General features: G+C 74.0%; 16 protein-coding genes and 2 pseudogenes. 5 read left to right on the top strand and 13 right to left on the bottom strand.

Annotated features, from left to right (window positions below; all coding sequences use genetic code 11):
• Positions 1-546: 546 nt before the first annotated feature.
• The gene (locus tag IG78_RS0139310; protein WP_225882282.1) at positions 547-1,470 is read right to left on the bottom strand and encodes an SDR family NAD(P)-dependent oxidoreductase; all 924 of its coding nucleotides are present in this window, start codon (positions 1,468-1,470) and stop codon (positions 547-549) included.
• A 142-nt stretch (positions 1,471-1,612) separates the two neighbouring features.
• Here IG78_RS0139310 and IG78_RS0139315 point away from each other — a divergent pair, with 142 nt between their 5' ends.
• The gene (locus IG78_RS0139315; protein ID WP_030573977.1) at positions 1,613-3,082 is read left to right on the top strand and encodes an alkaline phosphatase PhoX; all 1,470 of its coding nucleotides are present in this window, start codon (positions 1,613-1,615) and stop codon (positions 3,080-3,082) included.
• Positions 3,083-3,095: 13 nt separating this feature from the next.
• Here IG78_RS0139315 and IG78_RS0139320 read toward each other — a convergent pair whose 3' ends face one another.
• The 3 genes from IG78_RS0139320 to IG78_RS0139330 all read right to left on the bottom strand — a co-directional run bounded on the left by IG78_RS0139320 (position 3,096) and on the right by IG78_RS0139330 (position 8,620).
• Positions 3,096-5,570 (bottom strand): protein kinase domain-containing protein, encoded by a 2,475-nt coding sequence (locus IG78_RS0139320; protein ID WP_030573983.1) that lies wholly within the window; start codon positions 5,568-5,570, stop codon positions 3,096-3,098.
• 127 nt (positions 5,571-5,697) lie between these two features.
• Positions 5,698-6,870 carry an outer membrane protein assembly factor BamB family protein gene (locus IG78_RS50400; protein WP_030573986.1) on the bottom strand — a complete coding sequence of 391 codons (1,173 nt, stop codon included), beginning with the start codon at positions 6,868-6,870 and terminating at the stop codon, positions 5,698-5,700.
• Positions 6,871-7,510: 640 nt separating this feature from the next.
• A complete protein-coding gene (locus tag IG78_RS0139330) occupies positions 7,511-8,620 on the bottom strand; it encodes a serine/threonine-protein kinase (protein WP_078968733.1) in 1,110 nt (369 codons plus the stop codon).
• Positions 8,621-9,019: 399 nt separating this feature from the next.
• On the opposite strand from IG78_RS0139330, the pseudogene IG78_RS0139335 reads away from it, so the two are divergent.
• Positions 9,020-9,313: pseudogene (locus IG78_RS0139335) on the top strand (TROVE domain-containing protein); the annotation flags it as partial.
• Positions 9,314-9,373: 60 nt separating this feature from the next.
• Here the strand turns inward: IG78_RS0139335 and IG78_RS0139340 are convergent.
• The 8 genes from IG78_RS0139340 to IG78_RS0139375 all read right to left on the bottom strand — a co-directional run bounded on the left by IG78_RS0139340 (position 9,374) and on the right by IG78_RS0139375 (position 18,435).
• Entirely contained in the window at positions 9,374-10,621 is a 1,248-nt protein-coding gene (locus tag IG78_RS0139340) for a TerD family protein (RefSeq protein WP_030573992.1), read from the bottom strand.
• A gap of 259 nt (positions 10,622-10,880) precedes the next feature.
• Positions 10,881-11,870 carry a zinc-dependent alcohol dehydrogenase family protein gene (locus IG78_RS0139345; RefSeq protein WP_030573995.1) on the bottom strand — a complete coding sequence of 330 codons (990 nt, stop codon included), beginning with the start codon at positions 11,868-11,870 and terminating at the stop codon, positions 10,881-10,883.
• Positions 11,867-12,784 carry a carbohydrate ABC transporter permease gene (locus IG78_RS0139350; protein ID WP_225882281.1) on the bottom strand — a complete coding sequence of 306 codons (918 nt, stop codon included), beginning with the start codon at positions 12,782-12,784 and terminating at the stop codon, positions 11,867-11,869. Before IG78_RS0139350 ends, IG78_RS0139345 begins: the two co-directional genes overlap by 4 nt.
• Positions 12,781-13,731 (bottom strand): carbohydrate ABC transporter permease, encoded by a 951-nt coding sequence (locus IG78_RS0139355; protein WP_030574001.1) that lies wholly within the window; start codon positions 13,729-13,731, stop codon positions 12,781-12,783. Before IG78_RS0139355 ends, IG78_RS0139350 begins: the two co-directional genes overlap by 4 nt.
• Entirely contained in the window at positions 13,728-15,098 is a 1,371-nt protein-coding gene (locus IG78_RS0139360) for an ABC transporter substrate-binding protein (protein ID WP_030574003.1), read from the bottom strand. The genes IG78_RS0139355 and IG78_RS0139360 overlap by 4 nt, the downstream gene beginning before the upstream one ends.
• A gap of 127 nt (positions 15,099-15,225) precedes the next feature.
• Complete coding sequence (locus IG78_RS0139365; protein WP_199813327.1) at positions 15,226-15,987, bottom strand: DeoR/GlpR family DNA-binding transcription regulator; 762 nt, start codon at positions 15,985-15,987, stop codon at positions 15,226-15,228.
• A 350-nt stretch (positions 15,988-16,337) separates the two neighbouring features.
• On the bottom strand, positions 16,338-17,525 hold the full coding sequence (locus IG78_RS0139370) for an alpha/beta hydrolase family protein (RefSeq protein WP_030574009.1): 1,188 nt from the start codon (positions 17,523-17,525) through the stop codon (positions 16,338-16,340).
• Positions 17,526-17,625: 100 nt separating this feature from the next.
• Positions 17,626-18,435 (bottom strand): NAD-dependent epimerase/dehydratase family protein, encoded by an 810-nt coding sequence (locus tag IG78_RS0139375; protein WP_030574012.1) that lies wholly within the window; start codon positions 18,433-18,435, stop codon positions 17,626-17,628.
• Between the two features lie 191 nt (positions 18,436-18,626).
• On the opposite strand from IG78_RS0139375, the pseudogene IG78_RS47055 reads away from it, so the two are divergent.
• Positions 18,627-19,340, top strand: a pseudogene (locus tag IG78_RS47055) (5-dehydro-4-deoxyglucarate dehydratase); the annotation flags it as partial.
• A gap of 88 nt (positions 19,341-19,428) precedes the next feature.
• Positions 19,429-20,595, top strand: coding sequence for a hypothetical protein (locus tag IG78_RS0139385; protein WP_030574017.1), 1,167 nt, complete (start codon positions 19,429-19,431; stop codon positions 20,593-20,595).
• Positions 20,596-20,889: 294 nt separating this feature from the next.
• Here IG78_RS0139385 and IG78_RS0139395 read toward each other — a convergent pair whose 3' ends face one another.
• Complete coding sequence (locus IG78_RS0139395; RefSeq protein ID WP_030574023.1) at positions 20,890-22,128, bottom strand: MFS transporter; 1,239 nt, start codon at positions 22,126-22,128, stop codon at positions 20,890-20,892.
• A gap of 157 nt (positions 22,129-22,285) precedes the next feature.
• On the opposite strand from IG78_RS0139395, the gene IG78_RS0139400 reads away from it, so the two are divergent.
• Positions 22,286-22,897 (top strand): TIGR03086 family metal-binding protein, encoded by a 612-nt coding sequence (locus tag IG78_RS0139400; RefSeq protein ID WP_030574026.1) that lies wholly within the window; start codon positions 22,286-22,288, stop codon positions 22,895-22,897.
• Positions 22,898-23,028: the final 131 nt, after the last annotated feature.

Genomic DNA, 23,028 nt, shown 5'->3' on the forward strand with positions numbered 1-23,028 from the left:
TCCCCGCTCGCCCGCCCTTTGATCGGCCTGACGGCCTCGTCCTCAATCGCCGGACGGGCTTTTCCCCCGCCCGCCCCGCCCTTTTCATCGGCTGACGGCCTCGTCCTCAATCGCCGGACGGGCTCTTCCTCATCCGCCCGTCCTTCCATCGGCCCACGCCTCGTCCTCAGTTGTCGGGCGGGCTTTCCCCCCGCCCAATCGCCCGTGCCGTCGGTCTGACGGCCCTGTCCTCGATCCCCGCGCGGGCGAGGTATTGGAGCCCGTCCGGCGATTGAGGACGAGCGCGTAGCGCGATGGGTGGGCGGGTGGGTGGGGGAGTTCCTGTTCTCGGGCCGGGTGGGTCGGCGGGCGCGTCGGGTAGGGATTCGTGCACCACGCTGCCGAGCGTGCTCGCGGTGACGACCGGGAACCCCGGGCACCTTGCCGTGGCCGAGGGTTCCGCGCCGTCTCAGGCGTCGCCGACGTCGGCGAGGGCAAGGACGCGCACGGGCACGCCGTCGGGGTGCGGCATACGTACGTACGCCGAACCCTGCGCGGCACGCGGGCTCACGTGCGCAGGTGCGACGCCCCGTTGAGATCGATGACCGCGCCCGACGCCCACTCGGCGGGCGGCGACGCCAGCCACAGCACCGCGGCAGCGATCTCCTCGGCGGTGCCCGCGCGCCCGAACGGGCTCTGCGCGCGGATCGCCGCACCCTCCGCACCGCCGAGCCGGTGCGCGACCCGCTCGGTGCCGAAGAACCCGGGCGCCACCGACGCCACGGCGATCCCGTGCGGCGCGAGCGCCACGGCGAGCGACTGCCCGAGCGCGTGCACGCCCGCCTTCGTCGCGCCGTACGCGGGATGGTCGGGCTCGCCCCGGAACGCGCCGCGCGAACCGATGTTGAGGATCCGGCCGCCGCCGCCCTGGCCCATCATGCGGTGTGCCGCCAGATGGCTGAGGTTCGCGGTGGCGACCAGGTTCACCGCGACGTGCTGCTGCCACAGCGCCGACCAGTCCTCGTACGAGGTGCTCGCGGGCGGGTGCGGCAGGTTGACGGCGGCGTTGTTGACCAGGACGTCGATGCCGCCGAGCGCCCGCGCCGCGCGGTCCGCCACGTCCCGGGCGCCCGCCGGGTCCGCCAGATCGCCGCCCACCAGGACGTGCCCGGAACCGGCGAGCGAGTCGAGGGTCGCCCGCGCGTCGTCCGCGCGCGAACCGAAGTGCACCGCGACCCGGTCGCCGTTGTCCGCGAAGGCCCGGGACAGGGCGCGGCCGAGCCCGCGCGACGCCCCGCTGATCAGTACACGGCGGCCGGTGGCGGGAAAGCCCCCCGGCGTGACCGTATCCGTGGCCGTGGCCGTGGCCGTGTGCGTGTCTGTGGCCGGGTCCGTCGCCGGGTCCGTCGCCGGGTCCGTCGCCGGGACCGGTCCCGGACCCGGTCCCGGGACCGTGGCGGCGTTCACGGTCGTCGTCCTGCTCGTCCCCATGTGAGAGCCTCCTGGCGGAATCTGTGCGTCCGGAAGTCGACCGCCGAAGTCGGCCTTCGTTCAACTGCCGTTTATACGTGAGCGGGACCGTGACGCCGACAGCAGGCCCAGGCCCGGTCGTACGCGCCCTTCAGGAGAAAACATGTCGTCGCTCACCCGCAGGGACTTCACCAGACGGTCGGCGGTCACCGGGGCGGGCGTCGCCCTGGCCGGCAGCGTCGGCGCGCTCGCCACCGCACCCGGAGCGCTCGCCGCCGAGGACCCCGAGGTCGTCGGCACCGAAGGCCACGACGCAGCCGACGGCCACGGCCACGGTCACGGATCTCCCGGCTACGGCCCGCTGCTCCCCGACCCCGAGGGCCTCCTCGCCCTGCCCGCCGGATTCTCGTACCGCGTCATCACCCACAGCGGGAGGACCAGGCTGGAGACCGGCGAGTTCACCCCGTCCCACCACGACGGCACCGCCGCCTTCGAAGGACGCCGCGGCGTCACCCTGCTGGTCAACAACCACGAGATCGGCGGCCCCCGCACCCGCGCCAAGCACCCGGTGCCGCTCACCGAGGGACTCGTGTACGACCCGGCGGCGGCAGGCGGCTGCACGGTCGTCGAGGTGCGCCGCGGCGGCGAGGTCGCCGAGTGGGTCGGCGTCGCGGGCACCGCCACCAACTGCGCGGGCGGCTCGACCCCGTGGGGCACCTGGCTCACCTGCGAGGAGACCGAGGACCGGGCCGGACAGAACGGCATGACCAAGGACCACGGCTACGTCTTCGAGGTCGACCCCTACGACTGGCGCGCCAACCGCGACCCCAAGCCCATCAAGGCCCTCGGCCGCTACGCCCACGAAGCCGTCGTCGTCGACCCCAAGCGCGGCCACCTCTACCTCACCGAGGACGCCTCAAGTCCCAACGGCCTGCTCTACCGCTGGACCCCGCCGCACGGCTTCCGGCACGGCCGCGGCAGGCTGCGCGCGCTCGCCGACGACGCCGGTGTCCTGAAGGCGCTCAAGTGCTATGACTCCGGCGGCCGCTTCGTCGACGACCTCGCGCGCGCCACGAAGATCGGCACCGTGTACGGCGTGGACTGGGAGGAGGTCGAGGACCGCGACGCCCGCACCGTGCCGGTCCGCAAGCAGTTCGGCCCCGGCGCGGTCACCCGCGCCCGCAAGCTCGAAGGCATGTGGTGGGGCGACGGCGGCGCGTACATCGTGTCCTCGTACGCCCGTGCCGAGAGCCCCGAACAGCACGACGGGCAGGTGTGGTTCTACCACCCGGGCCGTCGCACGCTCACCCTCAAGGTGCTCCTCGGAGTCAACCGGGACCCGGACCGGGACGGCGCGTTCGACGGCCCCGACAACATCACCGTCTCGCCCTACGGCGGCCTCGTCGTCGCCGAGGACGGCGCCGGCGTCCAGCACCTGTTCGGCGCGACGGAGCGCGGACGCACGTACCCGATCGCACGCAACGAACTGAATGCGGGCACCCCCGAGAAGCCGTCCTACAGCGAGTTCACCGGCGTCACCTTCTCGCCCGACGGCCGGACGCTGTACGCCAACATCCAGTCGCCCGGCATCATGCTGGCGATCACGGGGCCGTGGCGGCGCCAGCGCCCCTGAGCGCCCCTCGCCGTCACCGGGCGGGCGCGTTGACGGCGCGTACGGAGCCGCCGCCGACGATCGCGTACCAGCCCCCGGCGTCGGCGGCGAGCGCGGTGACGGCGCCGTCCGCCCCCGGCAGGGACCAGCGGGCCCGGCGCTTCCCGTCGCGCAGGCCGAGGGCGCGGACCTCGTCGCCCGCCGTGACGTAGACGAGGCCGCCGCCGACGGCGGGCGGGCGCTGGCCGGTCGCGTCGAACGACGCCCGCCACAGCGGTTTGCGGCCGTCGCGGAGGTCGACGCCCTGGAGCGTGCCGGTGTCCGTCCAGTGCACCAGGACGCCGTCGGCGGTCACAGGTCCCGGTACGCCGCCCGCCCGCCGCGGCCAGCTCGCGTCGAGCCCGGCGCAGGCGTGCGACCACAGCTCCGCGCCGTCCTCGGGGTCGAAGCCGACGAGCCGGCCGCCGCCGAGCACCAGGCCGGTGCCCGCGGCGTACCCGAGGGCCGTGGTGCCCCGTCCCGCCGTCACGCCGAGACGGGGCCTGGCCGCCCTGCCGCCGTCGCGGACGTCTATCAGATGCAGCTCGGACTCCTCGGTGAGCAGCGCGAACCGCGCCTCCCGTGAACCGTCGCGCGGGAGCGTCACCGGGGCGGCCACCGCGCGGTCCGCGGAGCGCAGGTGCTCGTACGTCCACCGCGGTTCGCCCGTACGGGCATCGAGGCAGATCGCTCCGTCGTCGAGGGCGGCGGGCTCCGGCGCGAGCAGCAGCGACCAGCCGGAGACGGCCGGCGGCAGCCAGGCGGGGACGTCCTTGCGGGTACGGGGGGACGTGCCGTCGGGCAGTGTGCGCAGGCGCAGTTCGGGGTCGTTCGACGAGCCGGTCGTGTGCAGCGTCACGAGGCGGCGGTCGGCGACCGCGTACCACCGTGCGGTCGCCGACGGCCAGGCGTCCCGCACCGGCCAGGACTCGCCCGTCGTCACGCCGACGACGTCCGGCAGGACGTCGGGCGCGACCAGGAGCCCGCCGGTCACGCCCCACAGCGCGGGCGGCTCCGGCGTTCCCGCGTTCTGGTGCCACCGCTTCGTGCCGTCGGACGTCCGCACGGCCCGGACCGCGCCGCCGAGGGTCGTGCCGCGTGCCGGGCCGTGTACGAGTACGGTGCCGCCGCTGAGCAGCAGCCCGTTCAGACCGCTGCCGCTGCCGCTGCCGCTGCCGTCGCCCAGTGCCTCGTCGAGGGTGAGCGTCCACCGTGTCGCCCCCGCCGTGTCCTTGCCCGCCCGCAGCGTCAGCGTGTCCTCGTCGGCGGTGTCCCCGGTGCCTCCCGGTGCCGTGCTGATCGCCCATCCCGCGAGGGCCACGGCCGCGCCGCCGCCGGCGGTGAGTGCGGCACGCCGGGTGAGGGTGCGCCGGCGGGCGGTGCGACGGGGGGCCGCGGTGGCCGGTGCCCGGAGTGTCGTGTCCGGCTGCTCCGGGCTGGTCGGTGTGGCAGTGGTGGCCTGTGCCGCGGGGGCCGGGGCGACGACGGTCGGGGGCGGGGGGTCGGGGTCTGCCCGGGGGGCGAGGTCTGCCGGGGGACCGGGGTCCGCCGGGGGGCCGGGGGCCGCGTCCGCGATGAGGGTGCGGAGGGGTTCCTCGCGCCACCACAGCGGGCTGTCGGGTATCGCGGTCCGGCGCAGCACGGCGTCGACCCCCGGCCGCAGCGCCGGGTCCCGGTGGAGGCAGTCCGCGGCCAGGTCGCGCAGGCCCGCGGTGCGCGGGACCTCCGTGAGGTCCGGTTCCTCGTGGGCCGCCCGGTACAGCAGAACGGCGAGCGGGCCCGTGCCGAAGGGGCCTGTGCCGGTCGCCGCGAACACCAGGACCGCGCCGAGCGCGAACACATCGGTCGCCGGTCCCACGGGGCCGCCGAGCACCTGCTCGGGCGCCATGTAGCCGGGCGTACCGAGCATCGCGCCCGTCGCGGTCAGCGGTCCGTGCAGATGTCCCGCCACATGCCCGTGCAGGTGTCCGTGCGTGTTCTCGTCCGTGGCGCGGGCCACGCCGAAGTCGATGACGCGCGGCCCGTCGGCGGTGAGCAGGACGTTCGACGGCTTCAGGTCGCGGTGCACGATGCGGGCGGCGTGGATGCAGGACAGCGCCTCCGCGAGGGCCGCGGCGAGCGCCCGGACGGTGTCCGGGGCCAGCGGTCCGGTGCCGCTGACGGCCTGGCGGAGTGTGACCCCCGGCAGATAGGCGGTGGCGAGCCATGGCTGGTCCGCGTCCGGGTCGGCGTCCACGACGGCGGCCGTGTGGGCCCCGGCCACGGCCCGCGCGGCGGTCGCCTCCCTGCGGAAGCGCTCCCTGAACCGTGCGTCCGCCGCGAGGTGCGCGTGGACCGTCTTCACCGCGAGCAGTCGGCCGCCGGGGCTTCTGGCCAGGTACACCTGGCCCATGCCGCCCGCGCCGAGACGGGACAGGAGGCGGTGGCCGCCCAGGGTCGGCGGGTCCTCGTCGAGGAGGGGGGAGGTCATCCCGGGCCACCGCCGGGGATGGTGGGCCGCGCCGGGTGGTGGCCGTACGCGTACGGTCGGTCAAGGGAGCCCTGGGAGCCCCGGGGGCCCGGGTGGGGCCGATGGCACGGACTGCGGCCCGGCGCCTTCACGCCCGCTCCGGGGGCGCGATCGCCACGACGGTCTGCTCCGCGTACAGATGCACCACGTCCGCCGCGGCGGTCGCCGCCTGTACCGACGTGAGGGTGTCGGACGGCACCGCCCACGCGGTGCGGCCGGTGCGGACGTCCAGGGCGTGCAGCCACGGGCCGGGCTCGCCCGACGACGTGCCAGGCTCCGGACCCGAGACGTACACATGCCCGCCCGCGGTGAGCAACGAGCCGTCGGCGCCGGTGAGTTCGCGTACGTCGTCGCGGCGCCAGCGGGGCCGCCCCGACGAGGCCGCGTACGCGCCTAGCCCCTCGGACGTCGTGGCGAGCAGCATGCCGCGCGTCGGCAGCGGGGTGACCGTCGTGGCCGAGTCCGTGCGGCGGGTCCACCGGACGCGCCCCGTGGCGAGGTCGACGGCGCGGATCGCGGTGCGGCTCGCGTAGCAGGCCGTGCCCCGCGCGCCCGGATGGGCCCGCGGGTACCGCGCGCCGCCGCGCACCGTCCGCTCCACCTTGCCGTCCTTCGCGCGCAGGACGACCAGCGGGTCCCGGCGCGCGTAGTGGTCGTCGGAGCGCACGCCCTCCGGGTCCGCGGACGCGGCGACGGCGATGCGGCCGCCCGCCTGGTCGACGCCGATCACCCCGGCGGCGGTGCCCTCGTGGTACCACAGGGCCTCCCGGGTACGGGCGTCGTAGCCGTACGCCCGCCAGTGCCGGCCCCAGGCGCCGCGCCGCGCCTCCAGGCTGTCGTACGGCGCGTACGTCAGGAAGCAGAGCACGTCTCCGGCCAGCACGAACGTGCCCTCGCTGCCTTCGAGCGCGTCGGCTCCCGCGTTGAAGGCCGGGCGCGGTGTCGTGGCGCGTCGCACCGGGTTGTGCGGCGGGTGCGGGGATGTCCACACCTTGCGGCCCGTGGTCGCGCCGAGGGCGTACAGCTCCGGCTCGAAGAGGGAGTCCCGCAGGACGTAGACCGTGTCGTGGTGGCGGTCCACGTCCTGCAACTGGTCCGCGGAGTACACCCATCGCTCGGTGTTGGAGCGGGCTTCGAGGCAGGTGAGGGAGGCTGGACCGAGCAGGTACAGGTCGTCGCCGCGGCGCCGCAGCCCGCCGCCGGACCGCAGCTCGCCGACGTCCCGCCGCCACAGGACCCGCCCCTGCGGCGGCGCTTTCACCCGCGGCTTCCGCCCGCCCCCGGGTGCGTTCCCGTCCCCGTCACCGCCGCTGAGGGCGACGCCGACGCCGGCCGCGCCCGCACCCGCGAGGAGGGCGCCTCCGCCCCACAGGAGGAGACGCCGCCGGGAGGGGCCGCGGGCACCATCGTCCGGGACACCGTCCTCAACGCCACGCAGGCCGCTCCGCGCGCGGTGGACCAGGTCTTCCGGGGGGATGTGGCGGGGGCGCGGGGTGCGTGGGGTGAGAGGGGGGTGCTGCCGTTCGGCCGGGTTTCCTGGGGCGCCGGGGTTGCTTGGGGCGTGCGGGTTGGCCGGGTTGGCCGGGTTGGCCGGGCTTTTCAGGCTGCCTGGGCCGTCCGGGGCGCCTCGTCCGTCCGGGCCGGTCGGGTCACCTGGGGCATCCGGGCCGTACGGGGCGCTGGGGGCGTCTGGCCTGTCCGGGCCGCCCGGGGTATGCGGGCCGTACGGGGCGTAGGGGCCGCCGGGGTCGTGCAGTGCGCCTGGGCCGAGCGGGTCACGTCGGCCGTCCGGGGTGCCTCGCCCGTACGGAGCGCTCGGGTTCCCTGGGGCATCCGGGCCGCCGGGGGTGTGCGGGTGGTCCCGGTCGCCGGGGCCGGGCAGGTCGCCTGGGCCGAGCGGGTCACGTCGGCCGTCCGGGGTGCCTCGCCCGTACGGAGCGCTCGGGTTCCCTGGGGCATCCGGGCCGCCCGCTCGGGCCGCCAGGGGCATCCGGGCCGCCTGGACCGTCCGGGCCGCCCGGGCTGCCGGGGCCGCCCAGAACACCCCGGCCGCCCGACCCGCCCAGAACCCCTTGGCCGGGCTCACCTCCGCCCGGCCCCGCCCCCGAGGCCGAGCCCAACAATCCCGCCACCGCGTCCTCGTGACGCGCTATCAGCTCTGCGACCGCGCCCCGCTCCCACCACGGGACCGGCCCGGCCGCCCGCTCCCCGCACCAGGTCAGTACCTCTGCGACCGTGGGGCGGGCGGCGGGGGTGCGGGACAGGCAGCGGGTCAGGAAGGTGTGCAGGTCGGGGGTGGGGGTGCCGGTGAGGTCGGGGGGCTCGTGCAGGGTGCGGTACAGGACGCTGGCGGCGCCGTCCGCGCCGAAGGGGGCGCGGCCCGTCGCGGTGAGGGCAAGGAGCGCGCCGAGGGCGAAGACGTCGGCGGGCGGCCCGGCCCTGCCGTCCCCCGCGCGTGCCAACTGCTCGGGTGCGATGAAGCCGGGCGAGCCGATGGCCTCGTCCGACGCCGTCAGGCTGTCGTCGACCGCGCTCTTGGCGATGCCGAAGTCGAGGACCTTGGGTCCATCCCGGGTCACGACCACGTTGGACGGCTTCAGGTCGCGGTGCACGAGGCCCGCCGCGTGCACCGCGGCCAGCGCCTCCGCGAGGGAGGCGCCGAGCACGGCGAGGTCGGCGACGGCGAGCGGCCCGTGCGCGGCCACCGCGTCCGCGAGGAGCGGGCCCGCGCAGAACTCCGTGACCAGCCACGGCTGTTCGGCGTCCGGGTCGGCGTCGAGCACGGCCGCGGTGTACGGCCCGGTGACGGCCCGCGCGGCGGCCGTCTCGCGCCGGAAGCGCTCGCGGAACTCCGGTTCGGCGGCGAGGTGCCGGTGCACGGTCTTCACGGCGACGGGCCGCCCCGACGCGGACCGCGCCAGATGCACCTGCCCCATCCCGCCCGCCCCGAGCCGCGCGACGAGCCGATAACCCCCGATCTCGACGGGCGTCCCACTACTGGCCCAAGGCATGCCCGGCCTTCCTCCTCGGCTCACCGCTCGCTCCAGTTACGGCCGAACTGTCCGACGCCTGCGAGGCATCGTACGGTTGCGCGACCGTCCGCCGGCGGTGCCGCGGGAAATTCCGTGGCGACCGCGCGACCCCCCGCTCCTAGAGTGTGCGGTCGGCCCGACGGACCGTCGGCAATCCGCAGGGCGGGCAGGGCCACCTCCGGGACGCACGGTCCGAGCTGTTCCTGCTCGCGGTCGCGAACTTCGTGACGCACGATACGTACTACGAGGACGGCGCGGACCGCGACGACCGGTTCGCCGCGCTGGTGCGAGGGCTCGCCGTCGAGGACCCGCGGTGGACCGCGGCCCTGCTCGGCTGGCTGCGGGGCGACGGCAACATGCGCACGGCATCGCTGGCCCGGCGGCACGGACACCACGGAGGCCGTGCGCAGGCACTACCGGGGGCACGACCGCGTCCTGATCGTCACCGACGAGCAGGCCGCGTACAACCGCCGCGGCGGGCCCACCGAGCACATACCGGCGCACGTCCCGGTCTACACCTGGAATCTGGCCGGCTACCGCACGGGCCACGGCCCCTCCGGCACGGCGAACCGCCATGTGTTCGGCGGCCTCGCCGACGCGGCCTTCCGCATGGTGCAGTTGCTCGAGTCCGGCCAGTCCGCCGACCGGCCGGACTGCCCCTGGCTGAAGTGAGCCGACCCCGGGCGGCGGCGGTGGCGGACCGCCGTCACCGCCACCGCCCGGGGCCGCGTGTCACAGCGCCTGCGCCGCGGGCTTCACCATGCCCCGCACCGTGCGGGACTTCACGAAGTCGCCCATCGCCGTCATGTCCCACTCGCCGGTGAACTGGCGGACCAGCTTCGCCATCATCACGCCCGTCTGCGCCTCGGCGTTCGTCAGGTCGAAGCGGACCAGCTCCTCGCCCGTGGCGCCGTCGATCAGACGGCAGTAGGCCTTCGCGACCTCGGTGAACTTCTGGCCGGAGAAGGAGTTCACCGTGAAGACCAGGCCCGTGACCTCCTGCGGCAGCGCGCCGAGGTCGACCACGATCACCTCGTCGTCACCGCCGCCCTCGCCCGTCAGGTTGTCGCCGGAGTGCTTGACCGCGCCCTTGAGGATCTTCAGCTTGCCGAAGTAGCAACTGTCGATGTGGTTGCGCTGCGGGCCGTACGCGATGACCGACGCGTCCAGGTCGATGTCCTTGCCGCGGAACGCGGGCTCCCAGCCGAGGCCCATCTTGACCTTGGAGAGCAGCGGGCGGCCGCCCTTGACCAGGGACACCGTCTGGTTCTTCTGGAGGCTGACGCGGCCCTTGTCGAGGTTGATCTTCCCGGCGCCCGGGGCCGGGGCCGCGGGCGCGGCGGCCGGGGCGGCGGGCGGCGGCGGCATCTGCACCGGGGCGCCGGTCGGGGGCGCCATCGGGGCCGCGGGGGCCGCGGGCTGCGGCGGAGCCGCCGGGGTGGGCGTGGGCGTCGGGGTGGGAGCGGGTGTCGGAGCCGGCTCCTCGACCGTCACGCCGAAGTCCGTCGCGATGCCCGCGAGGCCGTTGGCGTACCCCTGGCCGACGGCGCGGGCCTTCCACGCGCCGTTGCGCAGATAGATCTCGACGATGACCAGGGCGGTCTCCGTGCCGAGCTGCGGCGGGGTGAAGGTGGCGAGGACCGAGCCGTCGTCCGCGTTGCGGATCGTGGCCGTGGGCTCGACGCCCTGGAAGGACTGGCCCGCCGCGGCGGCCGCGTCCGGGCTCGCCGTCACGACGATCTTCTCGATGCCCGGGGGCACCGCGGTGGTGTCCACCGTGATCGCGTCGGGGGCGGTGCCGCCGCCCGAGCGGTGCGTCACGCCGGGGCCCGTGGGCTGGTTGTAGAAGATGAAGTCGTCGTCGGAGCGCACCTTGCCGTCGGCGGTGAGCAGCAGGCCCGATACGTCAAGGCGCACGGGGGCGGAGACGTCCACCGCCACGCGGGGTGCGGGCAGCGGGATGTTCGAGCCGGGGGTCATAGCTGTCATGCCAGGGGTAACGAGCGGGCGGACTTTGCCGTTCCCTTACCCGGGGGAATTTTTCGGCGGCGAGCGGATGGTCCCTGCCGGGGCCTCCCCGATCCCGCCCCTTCCCGAAACTGGGGCCCCGCCCCGGACCCCGCTCCTCAAACGCCGGAGGGGCTGGATTTCTCGCCGCCGCGGCGGGAAGTTTCAGCCCGTCCGGCGATTGAGGACGAGGCACGGAGCGCCGATGGAGCGGGCCCAGGGTGCTGCGCCCCTACGGCACCACCACGATCTTGCGGCCCACCCCCGCCGCGAACTTCCCCAGCGCCTGGGGGTACTGCGCGAGCGGCATCCGGTCGCTGATGAAGACGTCCGGATCGAGAACCCCCGCGGCGAACAGCTCCGCGGCGCGTTCGTAGCTGTGCAGGACGGCCATGGAACCGGTGATGGTGATTTCCTGGTTGTAGATGCGGTAGGGGTCGATGGTGACGCGGGTGGCGTAGTCGGCGACGCCGAACTGGAGGAAGGTGCCGGCCTTGGCGACCCGGTCGAGCCCGTCCTGGATGGCGGCGGCGCTGCCGGTGGCGTCGATGACGACGTCCCAGCCCTGCGGCCGGTCGAGTTCGTCGGGGCTCGCGCCGGACCCGGTGACGCCGAGCCGCTCGGCGGTGGCGAGCCGCTCGGCGTTGAGGTCGACGACGTCGACGCTCGCGGCGCCGGTGCGCTTGGCGAGCTCCAGCATCATCAGGCCCATGGTCCCGGAGCCGTAGATCAGGACGTGGGCGCCGAGCCGGGTGCGCAGCACGTCGTAACCGCGCACCGCGCAGGACAGCGGTTCGATGAGGGCGGCGTCCTGGGTGCGGATGTGCTCGGGAAGACGTACGCAGTTGGCGACCGGCGCCACCGCGTACTGCGCGGCGCCGCCCGCCGTGGTCACACCGATCGCGGCCCAGCGTTCGCACATGTTGTTGTGGCCGTCGCGGCAGTAGCGGCACTCGTAGCAGTACAGGGAGGGGTCGACGGCGACCTGGTCGCCGATCGACAGCTCGGTGACGGCCGTGCCCACGCCCACCACCTGACCGGCGAACTCGTGCCCCGGCACCACCGGCAGCGTCGGCGCGAACTCGCCCTGCAGGATGTGCAGGTCGGTGCCGCAGATGCCGCACGCGGCGACCTCCACGACCACGTCGCGCGGCCCGGGCGTGGGGTCGGGCACCTCGCCGACCACGGCCTTGCCGACGGACTCGATGATGGCGGCTTTCACTTGACGGCTCCCAACGACAGGCCCTGGACCAGCTTGTCCTGGGCGGCGAACCCCGCGGCGAGCACCGGCAGGGAGATGATGAGCGACGCGGCGCAGACCTTGGCCAGGAACAGGCCCTGGCTGGTGATGAAGCCGGTCAGGAAGACGGGTGCCGTCTGGGCGACGACCCCCGTCAGGACCCGGGCGAAGAGCAGCTCGTTCCAACTGAAGATGAAGCAGATCAGGGAGGTCGCGGCGATGCCGGGGAGCGCGATCGGGGCGACCACGCGGGTGAGGATCGTCGGCAGCCTGGCGCCGTCGATCTGCGCGGCCTCGATGATCGCCACCGGCACCTCGGACAGGAACGACTGCATCATCCAGACGGCGATCGGCAGGTTCATCGACGTGTAGAGGATGACAAGGAGCCAGACGTTGTCCAGGAAGTCGGTGTTCTTGGCGAAGAGGTAGATGGGGAGGAGGCCCGCGACGACCGGCAGCATCTTGGTGGAGAGGAAGAAGAAGAGGACGTCCGTCCACTTCTTCACCGGCCGGATCGACAGGGCGTACGCCGCCGGGAGTGCCAGGAGGAGGACGAGCAGCGTCGATGCCGTCGACGCGACGAAGGAGTTGATGAGCGAGGGCCAGGGGCTCGCGCCGCCGCCCGCGCCGAAGAACTCCCGGTAGCCGTCCAGGGTGAGTGACGCGGCGACCGAGGGCGGGTTCGTCGCCGCGTCCTGTTCGGAGTGGAAGGACGTCAGCGCCATCCAGGCGATGGGCAGGAAGAAGAGCAGCCCGGCCAGCCAGGCGGCGAGCGTGAGGCCCGCGCCCCGGGTCCGTGTCCGGGGCCGTGTCCTCGACACCTCGGGCCGGGTGCCGGGCCGGGCGCCGGGACGGGTACGGCTGACGGGTATGTCGCTCGTGCGGGCGCCGCTCATGCGCGGGACACCTCCTCGCGGAAGAGGGACGACACCACGCGCAGCGCGAAGGTCGCGATGATGAGGGAGCCGATGACGACGAGGACACCGGCGGCGGACGCCAGGCCGTTCTCGTGGGCCTGGTAGAAGCTCTGGTAGACGGTGTAGGGCAGGTTCGCGGTGCCGAGGCCGCCCGATGTGATGGTGAAGACGGCGTCGAAGTTCTGCACGATGTAGATCGAACCGAGCAGGGCGCCCAGTTCCAGATAGCGGCGCAGATGCGGGAGCGTGAGGTGGCGGAAGACCTGCCAGTTGCTCGCGCCGTCCATGCGGGCCGCCTCGATCAGCTCGGTGTCCCGGCTCTGCAGCCCGGCGAGCAGGATCAGCATCATGAACGGCGTCCACTGCCAGATCAGGGACAGTTCGATGGCGATCAGCGGGGTGTTGGAGATCCAGTCGGGCTGGGTCGCGCCGTCGCCGCCGACCCAGTGCAGGACGCCGTTGAACAGGCCGTACTCGGGGTTGTAGAGCACGTGCTTCCACAGCAGCGCCGCGGCCACGGGTACCAGGAGGAACGGCGCGATCAGCAGCGTGCGCACCACGCCGCGGCCGCGGAATTTCCGGTCGAGCAGGAGCGCGAGGCCGAGGCCGATGACGAGGCTCGCCAGGACGACCGTCGCGGTCAGCAGGATCGTCGTCCAGACGGACTTGCGCAGGTCGGCGTCGGCGAGGACCTCTTGGTAGTTGGCGAGGCCGGTGAAGGAACGGGCCTCGGGGTAGAGGGCGTTCCAGTCGAAGAAGGAGATCACCAGCGTGGCCACGAACGGCAACTGGGTCGCGGCGATCATGAAGATCAGCGCGGGCAGGAGGGGGGCCCTCGTAACCCAGGCCCGCAGCCGCCCCGAGGGGCGTGGCGAGGGGGTCCGCGCGGGTGCGCGGGTGAGCGGGGTGCTTGTCGTGGCGGTCATCGTCCCTCGTACTCCTCGGAGATCTTCTCGGCGAGCTTCTGGGACTTCTTCAGGGCCGACTCGACGGACTGGCGTCCGGCGATGGCCGCGCTGATCTCCTGGGAGACCCGGGTGCCGAGGTCGGTGAACTCGGGGATGCCGACGAACTGGATGCCCGGCGCGGGCCTCGGCTGCACGCCCGGGTCGCGGGGGCGGGCGTCGGCGATGGCGGCGCGCATGACGCTCTGGAAGGCGCCCGCCTCCTCGCGGTACCGCGGGTTCTCGTACGTGGACGCGCGCTTGCCCGCGGGCACGTTGGACCAGCCGATCTTCTCGCCGACCAACTGCTCGTACTCCTTGCCCGATGCCCAGGAGATGAACTTCCAGGCCTTGTCGGGGTTGTGCGAGGCCTTCTGCAGGCCCCACGCCCAGGTGTAGAGCCAGCCGGAGCTGTCGGTCCTGTCCACCGGTGCGGGTACGTAGCCGATCCTGCCCTTGACCGGGGACTTGGCGGCCTCCAGGGATCCGGCGGCGGCCGTGGCGTCGTACCACATGGCGGTCTTGCCCTGGGTGAGGTTGTTCAGGCACTCCGCGTACCCGGACTGGGCGGCCCCGGACTCGCCGTGCTCGCGCACGAGGTCCACGTAGAAGCGGGTCGCCCGCTCGAACTCGGGGGAGTCGAGGCGGGCCTTCCAGTCCTTGTCGAACCAGGTGCCGCCGAAGGTGTTGACGACGGTCGTCAGCGGTGCCATCACCTCGCCCCAGCCGGGCAGTCCGCGCAGACAGATGCCCTTCATGCCCTTCTCGGCGCCGTCGGCCTTCGCTGCGAGGTCCGCGACCTGCTGCCAGGTCGGCTTCTCGGGCATCGTCAGGCCCTTCTTCGCGAACACGTCCTTGCGGTACATCAGGAAGGACGACTCGCCGTAGAAGGGCTGCCCGTAGAGCTTGCCGTCCTCGCCGGTGAGGGACTGGCGCATCGGCGGCAGGATGTCGGCCTGGTCGAAGGCGCGGTCCTTGCGGGTGTAGGAGCCGAGCTCGTGCAGCCAGCCGTTCTTGGCGTAGATGGGGATCTCGTAGTTGCTGAGGGTCGCCACGTCGTACTGGCCCGCCTGGTTGGCGAAGTCCTGGCTGATCTTGTCGCGGACGTCGTTCTCGGGCAGCACGGTGAAGTTCACCTTGATGCCGGTCTTCTTGGTGAAGTGGTCGGCGGTGAGCTTCTGCAACTCCACCATCTGCGGGTTGTTCACCATCAGTACGTTGATCGAGTTGCCGCCGGAACCGGTCCCGCCCGCCCCGGCCCAGCAGCCGGAGAGCAGCGGGGCGAGCAGCGTCCCTGCGGCGGTCACGACGAGCAGCCGCCGTGAACTGCGTCGGCTGTGGGTTCGCATGAAACGCTCCTGAACGATGGGGGCGAGGACCATATCGGCACGGCTGGGGGCATGGGGTGCCGCACCGGCTGCCCCGCGGGGGCGGGGGGCCGGGGGAGTGGGTGGATGTAGGGGTGCGGCGGGGCGCTCAGGTACGGATGACCTGCGGTCCCTGCAAGGAGTAGCGGTGTGCCTCGGAGGCGGGCAACTGGGAGCTGGTGACGATGCACTCCAGGTCGCTGACGCCCGCGAAGCGGCAGAAGCTGGCCGCGCCGAACTTGGTGTGCACGCCCGCGAACACGGTGCGCCGCGACGCGCGCATGGCCTGCGCCTTCACCTCGCAGACCGCCGGGTCCGGGGTGGTGAGGCCGTGTTCGCGGGAGATTCCGTTGGCGCCGATGTACGCCAGGTCGATCACGAACCCGGCGAGCATGCGGGTCGTCCAGTGGTCGACGGTGGCGAGCGTCCCGGCCCGTACCCGGCCGCCGAGCAGCAGCACGGTGACATGATCGGCCCCCGCGAGCGCGCCCGCGGTGGCGAGCGATGCCGTGACCACGGTCAGGGGGCGGTTCTTCGGCAGGGCCTCGGCGATGAGCTGCGGCGTGAAGCCCTCGTCGATGAAGACGGTCTCGGCGTCACCGAGTTGCTCGGCGGCCGCGGCCGCGATGCGGCGCTTCTCGGGTACGTGCATCGTGGTGCGGAAGGCGAGCGTCGTCTCGAAGCCCGCACTCTCCACCGGATAGGCGCCGCCGTGGGTGCGGCGGACCAGGCCGTGGTCCTCCAGGGCGCGCAGATCGCGGCGTACGGTCTCCTTCGCGACGCCGAGCTCGGCCGCGAGCACCGTGACGTCCACGGACCCGGAGCGGCGGGCCGCGCGCACGATCTGCCGCTGGCGTTCCTCCGCCGTCATGGACGCCACCCCTCTCCCCGGTCTCCCCGGTGCCTCCGGAGACCTCACTGCCGTGTGCTGCCCGTTCGGGCCCTGTGCAGGAAGTTCTACAGCGCGGGGAAGAGGGTGGCCAGGCACGTCACGAGCCCGATGATGCCCGTATCCGCCCGTTTGCCGAGGCGGCTGCCTGCGGGACGGGCCGATCATGGGCCCGTCGGCGGGCCCACGGTGCCCGTTCGCTGCCCGCTTGGCGCTCGGGCGCGGTGGCGAACGGCCGGAAAGCGACGGCCGGGACCGAGGCGGTGCGCTGCCCCTTCCGCTCAGGGGGCGCTGTCTCCTCCGCCTCGGTCCCGGCCGTCCGCGGCCGTGTGTCAGGGCCGGTGGAATCCGACCTCGGGGTGTGCGGGCGTGGGCCCGTCGAGCAGCGGCTGCGGGGTGCCGCGCAGATGCCGGTCGAAGTACGCGGCGATGTAGGCGCGGGTGATCCGCTCGGCGCGTGGCCCCGAGATCGTCGCGCTGGGGTCGTCCACGCCCAACTGGTCGAAGAGGACGGGCACGTCGGTGAACGTGAAGTGCCCGGACCCGGCGACCGTCAGCCACCGCTTCCAGCCCTCGAAGCGGGGCCAGGCGCTGCCCCAGGTGTAGGGGTCCTCCGGCTGGGCGGTTTGCTGGGTGCCGAGGAGCAGGAACGGGCGCTTGCCGAGGCCGTCGGGCATGACCTGGATGCCGCCGTCCATGTTCATGCCCGCCCGCACCCGCCGGTCGGTGTTCATCACGGCGACCGTGGCGGCGCCGCCGATGGAGTGCCCGCCCATGCCGATCCGCCGGGCGTCGATCAGGCCGGAGTGCCGCCAGGCCGCCTGGCGCCCCACGAGCCGGTCGAGGACGAACGACAGGTCCTTGGCCCGGACCTCGGCGATGACCTTGCCGCTCTCGGGTTCCTGGGTCTGCTCGCACGCGGCGCACGTCAGGATCCGCCCGCCGGGGAAGGCGGCGCCGGTCGACTCATAGGCGTGGTCGACCGTCGCGACGACGTAGCCCCGGCTCGCCAGGTCCTCGGCGAGGTGCGTCAGAGTGGAGCGGGGCGCGGTGAACCCCGGCGACAGGACCACCAGCGGGAAGCGCCCGCCGACGGGCTTCGCCCCGGCCCGCGCGAAGGTGCGGGTCGCGCTCCAGGCGGCGGGGGAGGCGTCGACCTCGGACGCCTTCAGGAGCAGCTCCGCCTCCTTGGTCGAGGTGTACGGGGCGGTGCGCCCGCCCGCCGCGCGCGCCGGGTAGTAGAGCGACAGCATCAGTTCCCGCGCCTTCGCCGTGGGCACCCACGGGTCCTTGCGGCTCTTGTCGACCAGGTGCAGGGAGTCGCGTCCGACCGCGAAGGGTCCTGTGGGGCGGGGCAGGGCGAGCCGGGACGCGGTCGCCTCGGCGCTGGTCGTGGCGGTCACGACGGCGGGGGCGGGGGCGGTCTGCGCGACGGCCGTGGCCGGCAGCGGCACGGCGAGCGCCACGGCGATCGCGGCGGCAACGGCGAGCCCGCGCACGGCGGTTCGGGTTCGTGTCATGGCATCTCACGCTAGCCAGTGCCGCCTCTGGCCACGTCGGACCACGGGCTGACCCGCCCCCGCCGCCAGGCGTACGTACCGTCAACTCCAAGGACGAGGCTCAATACGGCCAAACTGGCGGATTCACGCAGAAGCGGCCGCCCAGGTGTGCGTGCTCGGGGTTGGCGGGGTCGAGTTCGCCGTGCTCCGCGATCAGCTTCTCGGCGAACTGCTCGGAGTCGTCCTGGGGCGCGTAGCCGAGCGCACGGGCCGGTCCCAGGTCCCACCACAGCCGGGTGTTGGCCGACGAGCCGTACACGACGGTGTGGCCGACGTCCGGCGCGGTGAGCGCCGCGTGGAAGAGGCGCGCCCCGTCGCCCGGCGACATCCACACCGACAGCATGCGCACGTCGGCGGGTTCCAGGAAGCAGGAGCCGATGCGCACGGACACCGTCTCCACGCCGTGCCTGTCCCAGTAGAACTGCGCCAGGTCCTCGCCGAAGGCCTTCGAGAGGCCGTAGAAGGTGTCCGGGCGGCGCGGGGTGTCGACGGGGATCAGCGGGTCGTCGCCCACCGGCCGTGGTGTGTAGCCGACCGCGTGGTTGGAGGAGGCGAAGACGACCCGTGGGACGCCTTCCTCGCGCACGGCTTCGTAGAGGTGGTGCAGGCCCTCGATGTTCGCCTTCAGGATCTTCTCGAAGGTGGACTCCAGGGAGATCCCGGCGAGATGCAGGACCGCGTCGACGCCGCGCACCGCCTCGCGCAGGGCGGCCCGGTCGGCCAGGTCCACCGTGAGGGCTCCGGGCTCGCCGTCGACGGGGCGCAGGTCGAGCAGTCTGAGGTCGTAGCCGTACGCGGGCAGCAGGCCCCGCATCAGGGTGCCGAGACCGCCGGCGGCGCCGGTCAGCAGGACGGTGCGGGGAGCGGGCATACGGGGATCTCCTCGTACGCGTTCATGTATGAGATTCACATTCGTGGACACGCTAGGGAGCGCCGACCGCCGTAGTCAAGTGGGGTGCGGAGTTGGTGAATCCGCTCCTGGGTTTGTGAGTTCGCCCGCTTGGCCGGCCCGGTGCGGCATCCTGGCGTGGGCGCGTTCAGGGATATGGACATGAATCAGACCGGGCCGCCGTCGAACAGACCGCGGGCCGCGTCCCGGTCGTCGCGGGCGCCGGGTACGGCACCGCCCTCGCTGTGCGGTACGCCGCGCTCGCCGAGGAGGCGGGCGCCGACGGGCTGCTCGCGATGCCGCCGTACCTGGTCGTCGCGGACCAGGAGGGCCTGCTGCGGCACTACACGGAACTCTCGGCGGCCACCTCGCTCGACGTCATCGTCTACCAGCGCGACAACGCCGTGTTCACCCCCGAGACCGTCGTCGGGCTCGCCCGCGCGGACGGCGTCATCTGCTTCAAGGACGGCCTCGGCGACCTCGACCTGATGCAGCGCATCGTCAGCGCCGTGCGCGCCGAGGTCCCCGGCGACTTCCTCTACTTCAACGGCCTGCCCACCGCCGAGCTCACCGGACTCGCCTACCGCGGGATCGGCGTGAGCCTGTACTCGTCGGCCGTCTTCTGCTTCGCCCCCGACCTCGCGCTCGCCTTCCACAAGGCGCTGAACTCCGGCGACGACGAGACCGCGGGACGCCTCATCGACGGCTTCTACCGGCCCTTCGTCGAACTGCGCAAGGAGGGCCGCGGGTACGCCGTCTCGCTCGTCAAGGCGGGCGTGCGCCTCGCGGGACTCGACGTGGGCGGGGTGCGCCCGCCCCTGCACGAGCCGTCGGACGACCACGTCAAGCGGCTCGCCGAACTCGTCGAGCGGGGCCGGGCACTGCTGCGGAGGGTGGCCCGGAGCTGTCGCGGGAGGGTGGCCGGGAGCTGTCGCGGGAGGGCGGCCGGGCGCCGCTGGGGCTGCGGGAGGGCGAGTGAAGGCGTCCGCTTTCCTCTACCCGTGGGACGTCGTCGGCGCCCCGGCGGCGCCCGCCCGCGTCGCGGACCTCGGGGTCCGGCAGGTGACGCTCGCCGCCGCCTACCACTCCACCCGCGCCCTCACCCCCCGCCACCCCCGCCACCGCGTCGTCACCGCCGACCACGCCGCGGTCCTGTACCCGCCGGGGGACCGCTGGCGGGGCCGCACCCCGCGCCCCCGCCCGGCCGGTGCCTGGGCCCCGGGCGACGCCTTCGGGCAGGCCGCCGCCGACCTCACCGCCGCCGGACTCGACGTGCACACCTGGGTCGTGCTCGCCCACGACTCCCGCCTCGGCGCCGAACACCCCGGCACCTCCGTCGTGAACGCCTACGGCGACCGCTACCCGTGGGCGCCCTGCATCGCACAGCCCGCGACCCGCGCCTACCTCGTCGACCTCGCGGCGGAGGCCGCCGTCCGGCCGGGCGCGGGCGGCACGGAGCTGGAGTCGTGCGGCTGGTACGGCCTCGCGCACCTGCACGCCCACGACAAGACCGCGGGCGTCGGCCTCGGCGAGGCCGGGCAGTACCTGATGTCGCTGTGCTTCTGCGCGGACTGCGGCGTCGGGTACGCCCGCCGCGGCCACGACCCCGAAGAGCTCGCGGCCGCGGTGCGCCTCGCCCTGGAACCGGTGTGGCGGGGCGCGGCCACCGGCCCCCACTGGGCGGGCGTGGAGAAGCTCATCGGCGCCGGTCCCGCCGCCGCCACGCGGGCCTGGCGCGAGGCGTGCGCCCGGACGCTCCAGGAGGCCGCGGTCGCCGCCGTGCGCGCCGCGGCCCCCGCCGGCTTCCAAGTGCTGCTGCACGCCGACCCGGTGGCGTACCACTGCGGCGCCAACGCCGGTGTGGACCCCGAGCACGTCCTGTCCGTGGCCGACGGTGTGGTCGTGCCCTGCACCGGCGGCCCCGCGGCGCTCACGCCGTTCACCGCCCACGCCGGGGAGCGCACCGTCCTTGCCGCCAACCTGACCGTCGTCGCGGGCATGGGTGGAAGCCCCGCGACGCTGGCCGCCGACGCCCGCGCCGCGGTTGGGGCCGGCGCCACCGAACTGCGGCTCTACCACGCGGGCCTCGCCTCGGACGGTGACCTCGCCCTGGTCGGCCGGGCCCTGTCGCTGATCGGCTGACGAAAGCTACGATCCGCGCACCACGCGCCGCCCACGGGCGGCGTCCGCGGCACCACCGACCGCGCGTACGAGTTCGCGGTACTCGACCGGGTGGGGAACCTCTGGCAGAGCGGCGACGAAGCGGACTGCGCGACGGTGCCCGACGCCGGGAAGGCCGACGACGAACTGTACGACTGGCCGGCGGAACACGGCCTGCGCCCCCACCCGGACACCGGTACGTCGTGCCCGGGGCGAACCACGGCACGACGATCGCCAAGCCGCCCGAGCCGCAGCGCTCGCGGGCGAGCGCGACCATCAAGCGCTGGGCGGACGTGAAGCAGTACGCCCTCGCGCGGACCTCAGCAGGGGCGCGGCGATCAGCAGCCGCGCCCCCGCGAGCCCGCAGAGGAGCAGCCGGTGGTCGACCGGCTCGACGAGCGCCGCGCCCAGCGCGATACCGACCGCCGTGGGCGCGAACATCACCGTGTTCGCGGTGGCCGCCACCCGCCCGACGAACTCGCCGGGCACCCGGCGCTGCACGGCCGTCAGCGCGGCGATCAGCACACACGGCAGCCCCACCCCGTTCACGGCGCAGCCCACAAGGACCGCCGCGTCCCAGGGCAGCGCCTGCGACACCGCCGAGAGCGACGTCAGCGCGATCCCGGCACCCGCGAACCGCCGGGTGCCGAACCGCCGCAGCAGGGCGCCCGACGCCGTCCCGACGGCGACGGACCCGGCGCCCTGCGCGACGTACAGCGCACTCGTGTACGCGGGTGAGTGGCCGAGCCCCTCCACGACCGCGTACACCAGGGCGCCCCCCAGCCCCGACGACAGCATGGTGAGCCCGCCCGCGACGACCAGTGGCCGCAGCCGCGGGTCGCCCCACAACCGGCGGGCACCCGACGCGGCGTGCTCCCGCCACCCGCGCGGCCCGACCGCCGGGCGGCCGCTCTCCGACACCCGGAGCAGCGCGAACACGCAACCGGCCAGGACGAAGCTGACGGCGTCGAGCAGCAGCACCGGGGGCCCGCCCCAGGCGGTGAAGACGGCGGCTCCGGCGAGGGGCGCGAGCAGCTTCACGCCCTCGTTCGCGGACATCCGCAGCCCGTTGAAGTCACCGAGCAGCTCCTTGTCCACCGCCCCGGCCACCAGGGCGGCCTCCGCGGCGTCGGTGACGACGCCACAGGCCCCGTACACCACGAACACGGCGAGAAACCCCCACACGCCCACCGCCGAGTCCACTCCGCCCGCCGCGTACAACGCGAGCAGCAGCGCGCCGAGCCCCGCGTTCACGGCGACAAGGAGGGGACGTCTGCGGGTGCGGTCGGCGAGGGCGCCGAGCAGCGGGCCGAGGAGCAGCGGCACCCACACGGCGAGCCCGCACAGGGCGGCAAGCCCGTCGGAACCGGTGCGCTCCTTCACCCAGACACCCGCCACCAGCGTCATCGCGGAACTCCCGAACCCGGAGACCACGACCGCCCCCAGGTAGAGCCTGGCGTTGCGGTCCCGCAGGACACGTCCGACGCTCGTAGGCGTCGGCTTGATCGTCGGCATGCGCCCGATGCTGGAGCTGAGGCCCCCCGCCCCGGATCGGGCGGATGCCTTAGCGGCGACCGATGAGTTCAGGGCACGAGGGGAGTCGTCCAGGCAAGGGCCCCAGGCCGCCACACGAATGGCACGAACAGCACGCACCCCCCCGGAGGAGACCTTGATGTCGGACATCGCAGAGAACCCGGCCGACGACCTGCCGGACTTCGGACCGCAGACGCGGCTGGTGGCGCGCCTCGCCGAGGCCGTCCCCGACGACCTGCTCGAAGGCCCCACCCCGTGCCCGGACTACGCGGTACGCCATCTGCTCGGCCATATCGCCGGTCTCAGCACCGCCTTCGCCGACGCGGGCCGCAAACGCCTCGGACCGACGACGGACACGGACCCGTCGAGCGCCCTGCCGGACGTCGGCCCCGACTGGCGCGAGGAGCTGCCGCGCGCGCTCGAAGAACTGGCCGAGGTGTGGCGGGACCCGGCGGCGTGGACCGGCGGGACGAGGGCGGGCGGCGTCGAACTCACCGGCGACGTCGCGGGCGTGATCGCCCTGAACGAACTGGTCGTGCACGGCTGGGACCTGGCCCGCGCCACGGGCCAGGAGTACGCCCCCGACGCGGCGAGCCTGGCAGTCTCACACGCACTGGTGTCCGCCACGGCGGCGGAACCCCCACACGCGAGGGGCACGCTCTTCGGCCCCCCGGTACCGGTCAGGGACGAGGCACCGCTGCTGGAGAGGGTGGTGGCCCTGAGCGGCCGCGAGCCGTCATGGCGCCCCTGAGGAGACGCCGGGGCTTTTCGCCGCGGTAGCGGCGGTGACGAGATGGCGGGTCGGCCGCCGAGGGACCGAGGGTGGCACAGGGCGCCGGAAACTGTTGGCGGGCTGGAAACGGGCGGGCGGGTGGGGGGGCT

Source organism: Streptomyces aureocirculatus (assembly GCF_000720475.1).
GTDB classification, from domain to species: domain Bacteria; phylum Actinomycetota; class Actinomycetes; order Streptomycetales; family Streptomycetaceae; genus Streptomyces; species Streptomyces aureocirculatus.